12 protein-coding genes are annotated in these 14,425 nt (G+C 71.5%); 6 read left to right on the top strand and 6 right to left on the bottom strand.

All coding sequences use genetic code 11. The features are described from left to right. Positions 1–51: 51 nt before the first annotated feature. Positions 52–1,158, bottom strand: coding sequence for a beta-propeller fold lactonase family protein (locus ACF062_RS17860; RefSeq protein ID WP_392139139.1), 1,107 nt, complete (start codon positions 1,156–1,158; stop codon positions 52–54). Between the two features lie 285 nt (positions 1,159–1,443). On the opposite strand from ACF062_RS17860, the gene ACF062_RS17855 reads away from it, so the two are divergent. Beyond that, positions 1,444–2,016: a YrhB domain-containing protein gene (locus ACF062_RS17855; RefSeq protein ID WP_392139137.1), complete on the top strand. Its 573-nt coding sequence runs from the start codon at positions 1,444–1,446 to the stop codon at positions 2,014–2,016. 313 nt (positions 2,017–2,329) lie between these two features. Here the strand turns inward: ACF062_RS17855 and ACF062_RS17850 are convergent, their stop codons facing one another. Continuing rightward, complete coding sequence (locus tag ACF062_RS17850) at positions 2,330–3,553, bottom strand: hypothetical protein (RefSeq protein ID WP_392139135.1); 1,224 nt, start codon at positions 3,551–3,553, stop codon at positions 2,330–2,332. A 178-nt stretch (positions 3,554–3,731) separates the two neighbouring features. Between ACF062_RS17850 and ACF062_RS17845 the strand changes: the two genes are divergently transcribed. The 3 genes from ACF062_RS17845 to ACF062_RS17835 all read left to right on the top strand — a co-directional run bounded on the left by ACF062_RS17845 (position 3,732) and on the right by ACF062_RS17835 (position 6,542). Next, complete coding sequence (locus tag ACF062_RS17845; RefSeq protein ID WP_320591742.1) at positions 3,732–3,827, top strand: putative leader peptide; 96 nt, start codon at positions 3,732–3,734, stop codon at positions 3,825–3,827. An 82-nt stretch (positions 3,828–3,909) separates the two neighbouring features. Further along, a complete protein-coding gene (locus ACF062_RS17840) occupies positions 3,910–5,319 on the top strand; it encodes a sulfatase-like hydrolase/transferase (RefSeq protein ID WP_392139133.1) in 1,410 nt (469 codons plus the stop codon). A gap of 209 nt (positions 5,320–5,528) precedes the next feature. Then, positions 5,529–6,542: a ketopantoate reductase family protein gene (locus ACF062_RS17835; RefSeq protein WP_392139131.1), complete on the top strand. Its 1,014-nt coding sequence runs from the start codon at positions 5,529–5,531 to the stop codon at positions 6,540–6,542. Positions 6,543–6,606: 64 nt separating this feature from the next. Here the strand turns inward: ACF062_RS17835 and ACF062_RS17830 are convergent, their stop codons facing one another. The 4 genes from ACF062_RS17830 to ACF062_RS17815 form a co-directional block, all read right to left on the bottom strand. Further along, a complete protein-coding gene (locus ACF062_RS17830) occupies positions 6,607–7,731 on the bottom strand; it encodes an MFS transporter (protein WP_392140228.1) in 1,125 nt (374 codons plus the stop codon). A 175-nt stretch (positions 7,732–7,906) separates the two neighbouring features. Further along, complete coding sequence (ppk2, locus tag ACF062_RS17825) at positions 7,907–8,908, bottom strand: polyphosphate kinase 2 (protein ID WP_392139129.1); 1,002 nt, start codon at positions 8,906–8,908, stop codon at positions 7,907–7,909. A 75-nt stretch (positions 8,909–8,983) separates the two neighbouring features. After that, a complete protein-coding gene (locus tag ACF062_RS17820; RefSeq protein ID WP_392139127.1) occupies positions 8,984–9,715 on the bottom strand; it encodes a response regulator in 732 nt (243 codons plus the stop codon). Then, on the bottom strand, positions 9,712–10,962 hold the full coding sequence (locus ACF062_RS17815; RefSeq protein WP_392139125.1) for a sensor histidine kinase: 1,251 nt from the start codon (positions 10,960–10,962) through the stop codon (positions 9,712–9,714). The genes ACF062_RS17820 and ACF062_RS17815 overlap by 4 nt, the downstream gene beginning before the upstream one ends. Positions 10,963–11,246: 284 nt before the next feature. On the opposite strand from ACF062_RS17815, the gene ACF062_RS17810 reads away from it, so the two are divergent. Both ACF062_RS17810 and ACF062_RS17805 read left to right on the top strand, forming a co-directional pair. After that, a complete protein-coding gene (locus ACF062_RS17810; protein ID WP_392139123.1) occupies positions 11,247–13,457 on the top strand; it encodes an MMPL family transporter in 2,211 nt (736 codons plus the stop codon). A 388-nt stretch (positions 13,458–13,845) separates the two neighbouring features. Beyond that, complete coding sequence (locus ACF062_RS17805) at positions 13,846–14,406, top strand: cysteine hydrolase family protein (protein ID WP_392139121.1); 561 nt, start codon at positions 13,846–13,848, stop codon at positions 14,404–14,406. Positions 14,407–14,425: the final 19 nt, after the last annotated feature.

Here is a 14,425-nt window from a genome sequence, read left to right as displayed (position 1 = left end):
GTCACCGTTCTCCCGAAGCCGCCATCGAGGCGATCAGCCACGGGCACCGGCTCATCTGGGGCTGATGGCGATGCCCTCGGGGTTGTGGCCGGTGCGCAGGGTCACCCGCACCTTCGTGAGCGTCGGGTCGATCACCGAAACGGTGTCGGAGTCCTCGTTGGTGACCCAGACCCGGTTGCCGCCCGGACTGACCGCCACGCCCTGCGGCGTCTTGCCCACGGGCACCTGGGAAAGGACACCGCCCGTCGCGGTGTCGATGACAAGGAGGCTGTCGGCCCCGGAATCCGCGGCGTACAGCCGTCGCCCGTCGGGACTGACCCCGAGGCCGAGCGGGGCCTTGCCGACCGGCCAGGTGGCCACCACCTTGCGGGTGACCGGGTCAATGGCCGAGATGCTCCCGGAACCCGTGTTGGCGACGTACACCCTGTCCCCCTTCACCGTGGCGACGATTCCGCTGGGGAAATCACCCACGGGAATCTGGGCCACGGGCTCATGTGTCTTGGACAGGACGGTCACGTTGTTGGTGCCGCTGTTGGTGACGAGAGCGGTCCCGTCGGGCAGGGTGGCGACGCTGTGCGGGAGTTCACCGACCGCGGGCGTCGCGATGACTTTGCGGCTGGCCGTGTCGATGACGGACACGTTGTCGCTGCCCCAGTTCGCCGCGAACACCTGGCTCCCGTCACGGCTCGGAAAGGCCGAGAACGGATAGGAACCGACCGGCACGGTGGCCACGGCCTTATGACTGGTCGTCTCGATGAAGGTGACCGAGTCGGACAGGCCGTTCGCCACGTACACATGAGAGCCGTCGGGGGCCGCGCCCACGCCGGTCGGTCCGCTGCCCACCGTCGTGGTGGTGACCGGCCTCTCAAGACGGACGTCGAAGGAGGAGGCCGTACCGGAACCGCTGTTGGCCACGTACGCGACGATGCGCATCGGAAAGCCCTTGTCGGGCTCGGCCTTCGATGCGGGTCGTGGCGACGGGGGCGGCGCGGCGGGCGCCGCGGCCGCGGTGCACGCCATGACGGCGAGCGCGAAGCCGAGCATCAGACGGATACGGGCGCGGGTACGGATACGGATGCGGGAGCGGCGGCGGCTGACTGCGGCGGCGGGGAGTCGACGAGCCCCGTCGGGGCAGCCGAATCCGAGGAATCTCAGCATGGATCCACCTTCTGTGGCTGTGCGGGAGGTATTTGACCGGACGTGCCTGGTCAAACGCCCGTCATGCCTGTCCCTACACGGCCGAAGAGTGAATTCGTTCTTTCGCATGGCGGCGTGTGAGGCAAATTAACCATTACGCATACCTGCGGGATTCATATGAGTTCAGCATATGCCGCCGTCATCTGGGCGCACTTCCCGCACGAAGAGGGCGTCGCCCCCGTGGCCCTGGCCCTGGCCCTGCGAATTTGCTGGTCGAGGGAGGGGTCCGTGCGGGAAGCTGCCCGCATGATCGAGCGAGAGGCCGCCGTTCAGGCTGTCGAGGACCAGTTGGAGCGCGACTACCAGCAGTGGCGGGACGCGGGTGTCGACGCGATGCGGATGGCTGTGGTCGACGTCGAGGAGCACGAGCTGGTGTGGATCGTCTCCTGGACCTCCGAGGAGTTCGCACGCACCCGGAACCCGAAGTTCATGCTGGTCGGCAACGGGCCGTACTTGGTCGACCGGGTCGACGGCGGACTGCACCGGATCGGCGTCGTATCCGCGGCGACCGGGGAATGGGAGGCCGACTATCGGGGCCGGATACGTGGGCTGCCGGTGCGCACCGCAGTGGACGATCTACACGATGCGCTGTGCGAAGTCGCCGCCGCGAGCGGACGCATGCACGCTGTGCGGACGCTGCGTCAGAGGCTTCCTGTGCTGTCGCCTGCGGAGGCCATCGAATACGTCAGCGCGTTGCTGGGCGGTGATGCGCCCGCGCGGCTCGTGGCCGTCGCCGCCGAAGAGCTCCTGGAGCCTCTCAATCCGGTACTTGCTGTGAAGACGATTCTGAGCGGGGCGGCGATCCGGGCCGGTCAGTGACCGATTCCATCGACCGGCATCTCAAAGGCCACCGTGCTGCCCGTTTCCACCATCCATCGCTGCCCGCGACGAGCCGATCGTTCCGGAGACCATCCCGGTGCGCCGGTCGACGCGCGGCCCGGGCGGCAGACCGGCGCGCGGTGAACCGGGTCGGGGCGGGTCAGGCGCGGACCAGATACCGGAAGGCCTTGCCCTCGTCGGCGTAGACGTCGGTCGGGTTCGGACCGGTTCCGGCACGCTCCCGCCTCGGCGCCGGAGACAACGTAGACCCAGCCGGTCCACCCGCCACGCGAGCATCCGAACAGTACAACCGTCAGCCCAGGTCCGCCTCGGTGCCGGAGGCGACGTCGCAGGGCTTGGCCCTGGTCGGCGTGGGTTCCGCCGCTGCCTGGCCCACCGTGGCGCAGACGGGGCGGCTCCGGGCGGCGTAGGAGCGGGCGGCTGCGAGGAGGGCGAAGCCCAGGCCGCCGAAGGCCGTTCCGCCGAAGGCGGCCAGCCAGAGAGTGCCGGAGAGGGGGGCGCCGAGATCCGTGTCGGGTTCGGGGGCCGGCAACACTCCGAAGGCGGCGAGCGGCGCGTAGATCACCAGGAAGACCCCGTACACCGACAGGCCGAAGCCGGTGAGCCAGGCCGGGATCAGGGGCAGCAGGCGCGGTACACGGCGTCCGGAGAGGAGCAGTGTCCAGCGGGGGAACACCTGCCCCCACGGATACAGCAGCCCGGTCACCAGAGAGAATCCGAGCCCCGCGGCAAGCACGGTGACGTCGATGCCCGCCTCGGCGAGCGCCTTTGCCGTGTCCGATCCGCCGGAGTTCGATTCCTTCCACTTCTCGGCCGTGATGCCGAACGCGTCGCCACCCAGCGTCCAGACGGTCTTCGCTCCGGCCCACGGCAGCATCCCGCACATCAGCAGGTACGCCAGTTTTCTGGTGCGCCGGGGGGCGGTCGTGGCACGCGGATGGAGGAGTGGGGCGTCGTGGCCGCCGGTGTGCCCCTGTCCGCAGCGGGGGCAGGTGCCGGCCAGCCGTCGGCGGCAGGAGAGCGCGACGAGGACGAGGACGGCGGTGAAGGCCGTGCTCAGCAGCACGTGGGCCAGGCCAGTGGCGCTCTCCAGTCCGGCACCGGCCGCCAGGGTGACGAAGTAGGCGGGAAGGCCGGTCGCGCCCATCGCGAACACCGGGGTGGTCAGAATGAGCGCACCCCACACCGCTGTTCGGCCAGGCCGGTCCAGCTGTCGTCGCCTGGTGGCCAGGCAGGCGACACCCGTGGCGAGGGCCAGGCCGGCCAGGGTCAGCTGGACCATCGGCGCGTAGGGGGTGTGCGGGGTGAAGGGCACCGTGGTCCCCGTCACGGCCCAAGTGGCCTCGATGACGGCGTATATCGCGCCGCAGGACGCCGCCGCGGCAGGCGCCCACTCGGGCCACCGCCGCGGCCACCCGGCCCAGAGGGGCGTCCGGGCGAGGCGCGGCGTCCCCTCACGTGTCTGTGTCGCTTCGGGCGCGGCCACTGTGACCTCCGGCTTCCGTGATCTGGCCATTCATGTTCCGCCGGCTCCGCTCCGGCCACGTCAGCCCCACGGGCCGTTCTCCTCCCCCGCGCGAGGGAGGGGCGGCCGAACCCCTGCCGTCGGATACCTGCGAGCGAGTACGAAGCCCGTGTGAACAGATCGGCCCCTTCGTTGACACGTACATGAACCCTGCGTCAGGCTCCCCGCCATGCAGCCCCTCGCCGACCCGACGGTCACGCTCGTGGCGCGCCGCCATGTCGACCTGGTCCGTGTGGCGAGCGCGATCTGTCGCCGCGCTTCCTGAACCCGATCCCCTCCCTCATGCCATCTCCGGGCACGTGACGCCGTGACGCCTCGGCGCTCCGTGCCCCGTTCAGGAGCGCACTGTGTCCTCGTACGAATCCAAGCTGTCCCGCCGCGCCTTCGGGGGCGCCATCGGTGCCACCGCCGCGGCCGTCGGGCTTCCGGCCGCCGGGGCCCGGGCCGCGAACGGGCCCCGGGAGCAGCCGTTCCGCGCCGCCCCGCATCGCCGCTCCAAGCGGCCCAACATCCTCTTCATCCTCGGCGACGACCTCGGCTGGGCCGATCTCTCCGCCTACGGCTCGCCGCACATCAAGACCCCGAACCTGGACCACCTCGCACACCAAGGCGTGCGGTTCACGGACGCCTACTCCGGCTCGGCGACCTGCTCGCCCACCCGTTTCAGCCTCTATACCGGGCGCTTCCCCGGGCGCACGGAGGGCGGCCTCGCGGAGCCCATCGCGGACAGGTCCACGGGCCTCGCACCGGCGCACCCGACGCTCGCCTCGCTGCTGCGCGACGCCGGATACGCGACTGCGCTGATCGGCAAGTGGCACTGCGGCCATCTGCCGGACCACTCCCCCACGAAGTCGGGCTGGGACGAGTTCTTCGGGAACTTCGGCGGGGCCCTTGAGTACTACTCGAAGCTGGGGCTCGGCGGCGAGTACGACCTCTATGAAGGCGACGTCGAGTACAAGGACCTGCGGTACTACACGCGGATCCTGACCGAGCGGGCCGGGGAGTACATCCGGCGCGGGCACGGCCGGCCGTGGCTGCTCAACCTCAACTTCACCACCCCGCACTGGCCTTGGATCGCCGACGGGGACAAGGCGGAGAGCGCCGAGGTCGTACGGCGGATCAAGGCGGGCGAGAAGGGAGCGCTGTGGCACCAGGACGGCGGTTCCGTGGCGAAGTACACGCAGCTGGTGCAGGACCTGGACCGGTCGGTCGGCGAGGTGCTGCGCGTGTTGAAGACGTCCGGGCAGGAGCGGGACACCCTCGTCTTCTTCGCCTCGGACAACGGCGGTGAGCGCTTCTCGTACAACTGGCCGCTGTCCGGCGGCAAAGGGTCGCTGAAAGAGGGCGGCATCCGCGTGCCGACCCTCGTGCGCTGGCCCGCGCGGATCGACGGCGGGCAGGTCAGCCACGAGCCCGTCTTCACCCCCGACTGGACGGCGACGCTCCTGGAGATCGGCGGGGCACGGCCGGACCCCGCGTATCCGCTGGACGGCACGAGCCTCGCCCCGTACCTGCTGAGGGGTGCGGAGCTCGCCGAGCGGGAGCTGTTCTGGCGGGTCAGGGGCGAGCGTGCGCTGCGGCGCGGGGAGTGGAAGTACTACCGGGGCAAGGGCGGCCAGGACCAGCTGTTCAACCTCGCCGATGACCAGCGGGAGCAGGCCGACCGGGCGGCCGCGGAGCCCGGACTGCTGGCGGAGCTGCGTACGGCGTGGGAGCGGACGGACGAGGAGCTGCTGCCCTACCCCGCGCGTCCCTGACGCCGCGGCGGCCGGTCTGGCGGAGAAACGCCTGCGGGGTACGGTGGGCGCGGCGTACCGGGGGTGGGAAGTCCGGTATGTACGTGACCGGTGGAGCGGACGCCACGGCGAGGGCGACCGTACGGACGACCGACGGCGCCCTCAACTGACAGCGGAACAGTCCCGCTTCCAGCCGAGCGGCACCTGAGGCGGAGAGGCCAGGGAGCACCATGCGTTACGTCATCATCGGGTCCGGAGCGGTCGGCGGTTCGATCGGGGGGCGGCTGCACGAGAGCGGCCGGTCCGTCGTCCTGGTGGCCCGCGGCGCGCACTTCGAGGCGCTGCGCGAGAACGGGCTGCGGCTCACGGTCCCCACCGGCACGCTCACCCTCGGCATACCCGTCGTGGCACGGCCCGAGGACGTCGAACTGCGGGCGGACGACGTGCTCGTACTCGCCGTCAAGACCCAGGACAGCGTGGCCGCGCTGGACGCGTGGGCCGCGCGGCCGGTGGCGGGCGGCGGCACGGCCGGTGAACGCCTGCCCCTGGTGTGCGCCCAGAACGGCGTGGAGAACGAGCGTCTGGCACTGCGCCGCTTCCGCGACGTGTACGGCGTCTGCGTCATCCTGCCCAGCACGTACCTGAACCCGGGTGAGGTCGTCGCGCCCTGCGGCCCGTACACCGGCGCCCTGGTCATCGGCCGGTACGGGACAGCCGTCGGCCGGCAGGGGTCGGACGCGGACGACACCGCCCGGCGGATCGCGCGGGACCTGGAGAAGGCGCACTTCCTGGCCCCGGTGGCGGCGGACGTGATGCGCTGGAAGTACGGCAAGCTCCTCGCCAACCTCGCCAACGTGGTCGAGGCCGTGTGCGGCTCCGCCTCGGACGCCGCCGCCCAGGACCTGGTCGCCCGGGCGAAGGCCGAGGGCGCCGCCGTCCTCGACGCCGCGGGCATCGCCTGCGCGAGCGGCGCCGAGCTCGCCGAGCTGCGCAGCGGGACGGTGGACCCGCAGCCGGTCCCCGGGGAGCGCACCCGCGGCTCGTCCTGGCAGAGCCTGGCGCGGGGCGCGGGATCGATCGAGACGGACTACCTCAACGGGGAGTTGGTGCTGCTCGGCCGGGAGCACGGCGTGCCCACCCCGGTGAACGCGGCGCTTCAGGCCGCCGCCCGGGAGAGCGTGCGCCAGGCCCGGGAGCCGGGCGGCCTTACGGCCGAGGAACTGATCGGGCGCATAGCCGCATGACCGCATAGCCGTGTAGCCATGGGTCGTCGGGGTGATGGCCGCTGACCGGCGGTACCGCCGGGTGCTACTTGGCGGACTCCGGGCCATGACGGTGCGGCCGCCCGCCGAGCAGCACCGCGCAGGCTGCGACGGTCAGCAGGCCGCCGGCCAGGAAGGTGTCCCGCACATCGGCCTGCGCCAGGATCAGGGCCCCGAGCGCGGCGCCCGCCGCGATTCCGGCGTTGTAGGCACCGGAGTTGGCTGCGAGCGCGATGTCCGTGCGGCCCGGGGCGCAGTGCAGCATCGCGTTCTGAGTGGTCATGAACACCGGCCCGAGCGCACCGCCCATCAGTGTCAGGAACACCACCGCCGCCACCGGCTCGGTACCGGCCGAGTAGAGCCCGAGCATGCCCACCGCTTGCGTCGCCACGGCCGTGGTCAGCGCGGACTGCGGAAAGCGGTCGAGCAACGCCCCGGTGACGCTCACCCCGGCCAGACACGCGACGCCGAAGGCCAGGAACAGCGCGCTGACACGGTTCGGCGAGAACCCGCTCACGTCGCCGAGGAACTTCGCCACGTACGTGTATCCCGTGAACGCCCCGGTGGCGGCCAGCACCCCGGCCACGAGCACCGTTGCGAACCGGCGTGTGTCGGGACTGGCTCCGTGGGCTGCGGGTTCCTCGTCCGGACGCGAGGTCGGCAGCAGAACGGCGATCGTCACCAGAGACACGAGACCCGGAGCCGCCAGCGTGGCGACGGGCACCTGCCAGTCGCTGTGCCGGCCCAGCCAGGTTCCGGCGGGAACACCGAACACCAAGGCCAGCGAACCGGCCACGGACAGCGCCCCGACCACACGACCACGGAACTCCGGCGCGAACAGGCCCACCGCGACCGGTCCCATCACGGCCCAGAACAGCGCCTGGGCGAGCGCCGTCAGCAGCCGCGACGCGAGGAGCGGCCAGTAGGACGTCGACAGCGCCGCACTCAGACTGGACACGACGAGCGCGGCCAGCAGTCCCGTGAGCACATGGCGTCGGGGCACGGCCCGCACGAAGTGAGCGAGGGGAACAGACGCCACGGCCACCGTCACGCCGTAACCGGTGACCAGCAGACCCACCGCTGACAGAGACACCCGAACACTCTCGGAGATGGGCTCCAGGAGGCCGATCGGCAGGTTCTCCGCGGTGTTGAAGGTGAAGGCCGCCAGCATCAGGGCCATGAGCACCGCCGGCGCGTGCCAGGGGGCCGGTCGCCCCTGGACCGCGCCGCTCCTTCCTGCCCCCGCCCGTCGTACCCGCTCCATGGCACCGTCCATGGAGGTACCTCACCGGGCTCACCGACCCCGCCGCAACCGAATTCGTCCGCCACTGGGCGGCCGACACCCGCTACAGCGTGGGCGGGCCCTGGCCTTCCGGATGCTGTCCGGGGCCTTCGTCGCTGCCGGCGAGCCTGCTGGGCGAGAGATCCGTCGGGTCCTCCCCCGGTTCGAGAAGCGTGTCGGCGGCGCCGATCACCAGCGGGTCGGCCTTGCCCACCGCTCCTTCGTCCCTGGCCTCGTAGTCGACGCGCAGCAGGAGATGGCGCATCGCTTCGAGGCGTCCGCGTCTCTTGTCATTCGTCTTCACCACGGTCCACGGCGCGTGTTCCGTGTCGGTGGCCCGGAACATCTCCACCTTGGCGCGGGTGTAGGCGTCCCACAGGTCCAGCGAGGCGACATCGGTGGGGGAAAGCTTCCACTGGCGGACGGGATCCACCTGACGGATCGCGAAACGCGTACGCTGCTCGGCACGGGAGACCGAGAACCAGAACTTCACCAGGATGATGCCGTCTTCCGTCAGCATCTTCTCGAACAGCGGCGCCTGGCGCAGGAATTGGCTGTGCTGCTCGGGCGTACAGAATCCCATCACGGGCTCGACCCCCGCGCGGTTGTACCAGGACCGGTCGAAGAACACGATCTCGCCCTCGGCCGGAAGGTGCGCGACGTACCGCTGGAAATACCACTGGCTCGCTTCGCGCTCCGTGGGTTTGTCCAGGGCGACCGTGCGCGCCCCGCGGGGATTGAGCCGCTCCGTGAAGCGTTTGATGGTGCCGCCCTTGCCGGCGGCATCGCGCCCCTCGCACAGCACGACGATGCGCAGCCCCTGGTCACGGACCGACTTCTGCAGCTTGAGCAGTTCGATCTGGAGGATCCGCTTGCGGCGTTCGTACTCCTGGCGCCGAAGCTTCTGCGAGTACGGGTAGTTCTCCCGCCACGTCCGCAGTGGACGCCCCTGTTCGTCCAGGAGTACGGGGCGCTCCGGGCGGGACTCGTCCACGCTCAGTCCGTCGAGCAGATCCTCCGCGTCCTCGACCGCTTCCCCACCCTTGTCCTCGCCCTCGTCTTTCAACGACCCCTCCTCGACGCAAACAGGACAGAAAGACAGACAGCCCGACCCTAACCCACACACCGCCACCGGTCCGCGCTACCCGGCCCGCCCGTCGCCGGACGGTTCCCCGGCTGCCGTGCGGGCGGTGACCAGGCCGGATTCGTATGCGGCGATGACCGCCTGCGCCCGGTCACGGACGCCGAGCTTGTCGAAGATGCTCGTGATGTAGTTCTTGACCGTGGAGATGCTGAGGTCCAGGGCACGGGAGATGCCGGTGTTGTCGAGGCCGGTGGCCATCAGGCGCCACACCTCGACCTCGCGGGGCGTGAGTTCGTCCCCCGCGCCCATGCCGGTGGGGGTCGGCCCCGCGTCTCGGGGTGCCCGTACGTAGGTGGCGATCAGCCGGGTGAGCAGGCGCGGCGCCACGGCGGCCTCGCCGGAGTGGACAGTGCGGATCGCCGCGCCCAAGTCCTCCGGGGAGCTGTCCTTGGGCAGGAACCCATAGGCTCCGGCGCGCAGGGCGCCCACGACGTACTCGTCCATGTCGAACGTACTGAGGGCCAGCACCCGGCAGCCGGGCACGTCGGCGGCGAGTTCCGCCGTCGCGGCGACCCCGTCGAGGACGGGCATCCGGATGTCCATCAGCACGACATCGGGGCGCAGTCGGCGGGCGAGGGTGACGGCCTGCGCGCCGTTCTCGCCCTCTCCCACCACATCGAAGGACGGGTCGGGAGAGAGGATCAGCGACAGACCGCGCCGGACGAGCGGCTGGTCGTCCACGATCAGCACCTTGATTGCCTGCCCCGTCCCTGCCTCGGCCCCGCTCATCGGTGCCCCCCTTCGTGCGGAACGGCCATCCCCGCCGCCGCAGATGCTCCGCCCGGCCCATCGGCATCGTCCGCGGTCAACGGCAGCTCGGCGACCACGGCGAACCCCCCGTCCGCCCGAGGGCCGGCGGTCAGGGTGCCGCCATGCAGGGCGACGCGCTCGCGCATGCCGATCAGGCCGTAACCGCCCGAGACCTCCGCCGGCGCCCGCCCCTCCTTCGACGCCACTCCCCCGCCGTCGTCCCGCACCTCGACGGTGACCCCCTCCTGACGGTACGTCAGCCGTACGCAGGCCCGGGCCGGTCCCGCGTACTTGCGGGCGTTGGTGAGGGCTTCCTGGGCGATCCTGAACACCGTCAGGCCGACGGTCGGCGGCAGCGGGCGCCGTGGTCCGTGGACGCTCAGCTCGGTGGGCAGTCCGGCAAGGCGGGATTCGGCCACCAGGCGCTCCAGGTCGTCGGCGCCGGGCTGGGGCAGCGGCGGCGCTGTCTCCGGTTCGTCGCCCGCCCTGAGTACGTCCAGGAGCTGGCGCATCTCGCGCAGCGCGAGCCGCCCGGAGGACTCCAGGGTGACCAGGGCGTCCCTGACCACGTCCGGTTCGGCGATGTTGGCCCGGGCGCCGCCGGCCATCAGCTGCATGGTGGTGATGTGGTGGGCCACGATGTCGTGCAACTCCCGTGCGATGCGGCGGCGTTCGTCGGCCACCGCGCGGTCGGCGAGAAGCCTGCGGTTGGCCGCGACCTCCTGCTGCCAGCGGTTGATCACCATGGCGGTGCCGACGACGATCAGGGTGGTGAGCGGCGCGACGACGGCGTCCTGCCAGCGCGGGATCCGGCCGTCGCTCTGGCTGAGCAGCGTCAGCGCGACCGTCGCGGTGGCCGCGACCGCCGTCACCCGGCCGGGCCGGGCCCTGGCGACCGAGTACAGGGCGACCACCAGGACGGCGCCGAAGTGGCGGGGCAGCGGCACGGTGAGGGCGGCCGTCACATCGAGTGCCAGTACGGCGGCGAGCGCCGGTACCGGGTGGCGCCGGCGTGCGAGCAGCGGCATGGCCGCCAGCGCGACGAGGAAGAACCCGGACACGGTCACCGCGTGCCGGCCGTCGGGGTCGCCGAAGAACACGTAGCTGAGCAGGTTCATCGCGCAGGCGCCGCCGGTGACGAGCGCGTCGTTACGGGTCCATGGCGGGTCGGCGCCGTCGATGTGCGCCGTCTCCCGGGCATCGTCGGGCCGGACCTGTCGGCTCATGGGCATGTGTGTTCCCTCTGTGTCCGGCCGCCTCGTGGCTCCCTGGCCAGGGTCGCACAGGTGTCCTGAGGGCCTGCACGCTGACCAACACCCTGACCACGAGCGGGATCAACACCCTGACCAGGACCAGGGTCCTGGTCAGGGGCGCGGGCAGGACCCAGGTCCCCGATGTGGATCATCCCCTGCCCCGACGCCCGCCCACACCTCGAAGTGATGGTCTGGAGACCGGCCGGGAGCCCCCGGCAGACGTCGTCCGCACTCAACTCCGTCCGCCGGAGGACCTCGTGATCCGCGCCCTGACCGGATACTCCACCAGAAACCCCTGGAAGGTCATCGCCTTCTGGGCGGTGCTCGGCATCGTGCTGAGCGCACTGACACCGACGCTCATGGGCCGTGTCACCCAGAACCAGACCGGGGACTTCCTGCCCCGGAGCTATGACTCGGCCGCCGCGCTGCACATCGCCGAGGAGCGGTTCGGGGCGGAGCCGGACGCCACCACGGTGACGGTGCTGGTCGCCCGTGACGACGGCGAGCCCCTCACCGCCGCCGACCGCAAGCGGATCGCGGCCGAGGCGGCGAAGCTCGCGAACCGCCGGGTCACCATGCCCAGGGAGGACGACCGGCCGAAGTTCCTGGTACCGGACCGCTCCCAGACGCCGCGGGTCGCCCCGGCGATGACGGCGCCCGACCGGAGTTTCGAACTGCTCTCCGTCCAGCTGATCGGGAACCCCACGGACCCCGGGGTCCAGGGCGTCTACCGGACGTTCCGGGACTCCGCCCGGACGCAGTTCTCCGAGGCGGGGATGCGCACCGGTTTCACCGGCGGGCTCGCCGACCTCGTCGACACCACCGACTCCCACGAGACCGCCGCGAAGGCCGGCAGCGCCCTGCTCATGGGGCTCATCATCCTGCTCAACGTACTGGCGTTCCGCAGCGTGCTGGCGGCCCTGCTGCCGCTGCTCGCCGTCGTCATGATCGGTGGCGCGGCGGGCGGAGCCGTCGCGGGCGCCGCGCTGCTCACCGGGCGCAAGCTCGACGCGGGCACTCCGGATCTGATCACCGTGGTCCTGCTCGGCATCGGCATCGACTACCTGCTGTTCCTGCTGTTCCGTTTCCGCGAGCAACTGCGGGCGAGGCCGGGGCAGTCCGCCCGCGAGGCGGCCGAACAGGTCTCCGGCCGGGTGGGCACCGCGATCACCTCGGCGGCGCTGACGATCGTGGCCGCGTTCGCCACGCTGGGCGTGGCGACCTTTGGGCAGTTCCGTTCGATGGGCCCCGCGATCGCCGTGGCGGTCCTGGTGATGCTCATCGGCAGCCTCACCCTGCTCCCGGCGCTGCTCGCGGCCGCCGGACGCAAGATGTTCTGGCCCTCCCGGACCCTCGACCACGAGCCGCGCGAGGGCCGGGCCGCCCGCCTCGGCGCGCTGGTCACCCGGCGGCCGCTGACGATGCTGCTCGGCTCCGTGGCCGTGCTCGCCGCCCTGGCCGCCGGGCTGATCGGCATCCGTATGGACTACGGCCGGGGCGACTCCGGTGACTGGACGCCCTCCGCCGCCACCACGGCCGAGATATCCCGCGCGCTGCCGGCCGGTGTGTCGGACCCCACGAGCGTCTTCGTCACCGCCAAGGGCGACGGCACCCTCACCACCGCCCGGCTCGACGGCCTCTCCCGCGGGCTCAAGCAGGTCAAGGGCGTGGGCCAGGTCGCGCCGACCGTCCTGAGCAAGGACCGCGGTGCCGCCCGGATCGACCTGTATCCGACCGCGGACCCGCAGAGCCAGGAGGCCCGCGACCTGGCCTCCGGCCCGATCCGGTGGGCGGCCGCCCGGCACACGCCCGCCGGGGCGACGGCGCACGTCGGTGGGACGGCGGCGATCTTCGCCGACATCTCGACCGCCGTCGATCACGACCTGAGGATCGTGTTCCCGGTCGCCGCCGGACTGATCGCGCTGATCCTGCTGTTGCTCCTGCGCAGCCTGCTCGCCCCGATGATCCTGATGCTCTCCGTCGGGCTCGGCTTCGCCGCGACCCTCGGCGCCGCCACGCTCCTCTTCCAGCACGGTCTCGGCGAGCCGGGCATCAACTACACCCTGCCGCTGGTGCTGTTCCTGTTCGTCGTGGCGCTGGGCACCGACTACAACATCCTGATCGCCGACCGGATCCGCGAGGAGATGCGGCGACCGGGCCCGGCCCGGACCGCCGTGGCCCGCGCGGTACGGCACACGGCCCCGGCCATCGGGACGGCGGGCCTGGTGCTTGCCGCCTCCTTCGCCTCCCTCGCCACGGTCCCCGGCAACGAGCAGATGGCCTTCGCGACGACGCTCGGCATCCTGCTCTCCGCGCTCGTCCTGTCGCTGGTCCTGGTGCCCGCGCTGGCCGCGCTCCTCGGCCGGTCCCTCTGGTGGCCACTGCGCGCGCGGCCCGTCGAAGGGGGCCACGCACAGCGCGGGACACCGGCGCCGGCCTCGGGGCCCGACCAGGTCAGGACGTACTGAGGCCGCCGCGCGGGCTCAGCCGGAGCCCGGCTCCAGGACCGGCGAGGCGTGCGGGAGTTCGGCCGTCGCGTCACACGGACCGCCGACTGACCGGCCCTTGCCGGGCCTATGCCGTACGAGGGGCGCGCCACAGCGGTCGCGTTCAGCCGGTCCAGGGTCTCCCGGGCGCCGAACACGGGATACCGGGCGCCCTTCTCGGGTATCTTCAACTGCCCTCTGCCGCCCGCCACTTAAGCGTCCGAGCCGACCTGGATACCGGTCGACCAGCCGTAGGTCGGCAGGCCGTCCACCTTCGGATCGGCGTTCACCACCCGTAGGGCGCGAGACCAGGTGGTGCGACCACTCCCGCGCCCCCACCGAACCGACTTCGTTCCTGGAGACAGACGACATGAGCAGCGCCCTTCTGGTGATGGACGTCCAACAGGCCATCGTGGACATCGCCGACGACGGTTCCGGGTATCTGCCACGTCTGCGCAGGGCGATCGACGGGGCCCGGGCGGCGGGCATGCCCGTCATCTACGTGGTCATCGCGCTGCGCCCCGGCTTCCCCGAAGTCGGCACGCGCAACAAGCCTCTCGCCGCCATCGCACGGGCCGGTCTCTACGTCGAGGGCGCGCCCGGCACCGAGATCCACCCCGCCATCGCGCCCCGGCCGGGTGACGTGGTGGTCACCAAGCGGCGGGCGAGCGCGTTCTCCGGCAGCGATCTCGACGTGGTGCTGCGGGCGCGCGGCATCGACAGCCTCGTACTCACCGGCATCGCCACCAGCGCGGTGGTGCTCTCCACCCTATGCCAGGCGAACGACATGGACTTCGGCCTCACCGTGCTCTCCGACGCCTGCCTGGACACCGACCCGGAGGTGCACCGGGTCCTCGTCGAGCGGCTGTTCCCGCAGTGGGCGGACGTCGTCACCGTCGACGAGTGGGTCAAGGCGATCGCGCCTCGGTAGCGGCGGCCCGTCGTCCCGC

It is taken from the genome of Streptomyces sp. NPDC015345 (assembly GCF_043078805.1).
In the GTDB taxonomy this organism is placed as follows: domain Bacteria; phylum Actinomycetota; class Actinomycetes; order Streptomycetales; family Streptomycetaceae; genus Streptomyces.
This window is presented reverse-complemented; position numbering and strand designations above follow the sequence as displayed.

Coding starts and splice junctions, on each gene's coding strand:
- ACF062_RS17860 (WP_392139139.1), bottom strand. CDS start 1,158: ATGCTGAGATTCCTCGGATTCGGCTGCCCCGACGGGGCTCGTCGACTC.
- ACF062_RS17855 (WP_392139137.1), top strand. CDS start 1,444: ATGATCGAGCGAGAGGCCGCCGTTCAGGCTGTCGAGGACCAGTTGGAG.
- ACF062_RS17850 (WP_392139135.1), bottom strand. CDS start 3,553: ATGGCCAGATCACGGAAGCCGGAGGTCACAGTGGCCGCGCCCGAAGCG.
- ACF062_RS17845 (WP_320591742.1), top strand. CDS start 3,732: ATGCAGCCCCTCGCCGACCCGACGGTCACGCTCGTGGCGCGCCGCCAT.
- ACF062_RS17835 (WP_392139131.1), top strand. CDS start 5,529: ATGCGTTACGTCATCATCGGGTCCGGAGCGGTCGGCGGTTCGATCGGG.
- ACF062_RS17830 (WP_392140228.1), bottom strand. CDS start 7,731: ATGCTGGCGGCCTTCACCTTCAACACCGCGGAGAACCTGCCGATCGGC.
- ACF062_RS17820 (WP_392139127.1), bottom strand. CDS start 9,715: ATGAGCGGGGCCGAGGCAGGGACGGGGCAGGCAATCAAGGTGCTGATC.
- ACF062_RS17815 (WP_392139125.1), bottom strand. CDS start 10,962: ATGAGCCGACAGGTCCGGCCCGACGATGCCCGGGAGACGGCGCACATC.
- ACF062_RS17805 (WP_392139121.1), top strand. CDS start 13,846: ATGAGCAGCGCCCTTCTGGTGATGGACGTCCAACAGGCCATCGTGGAC.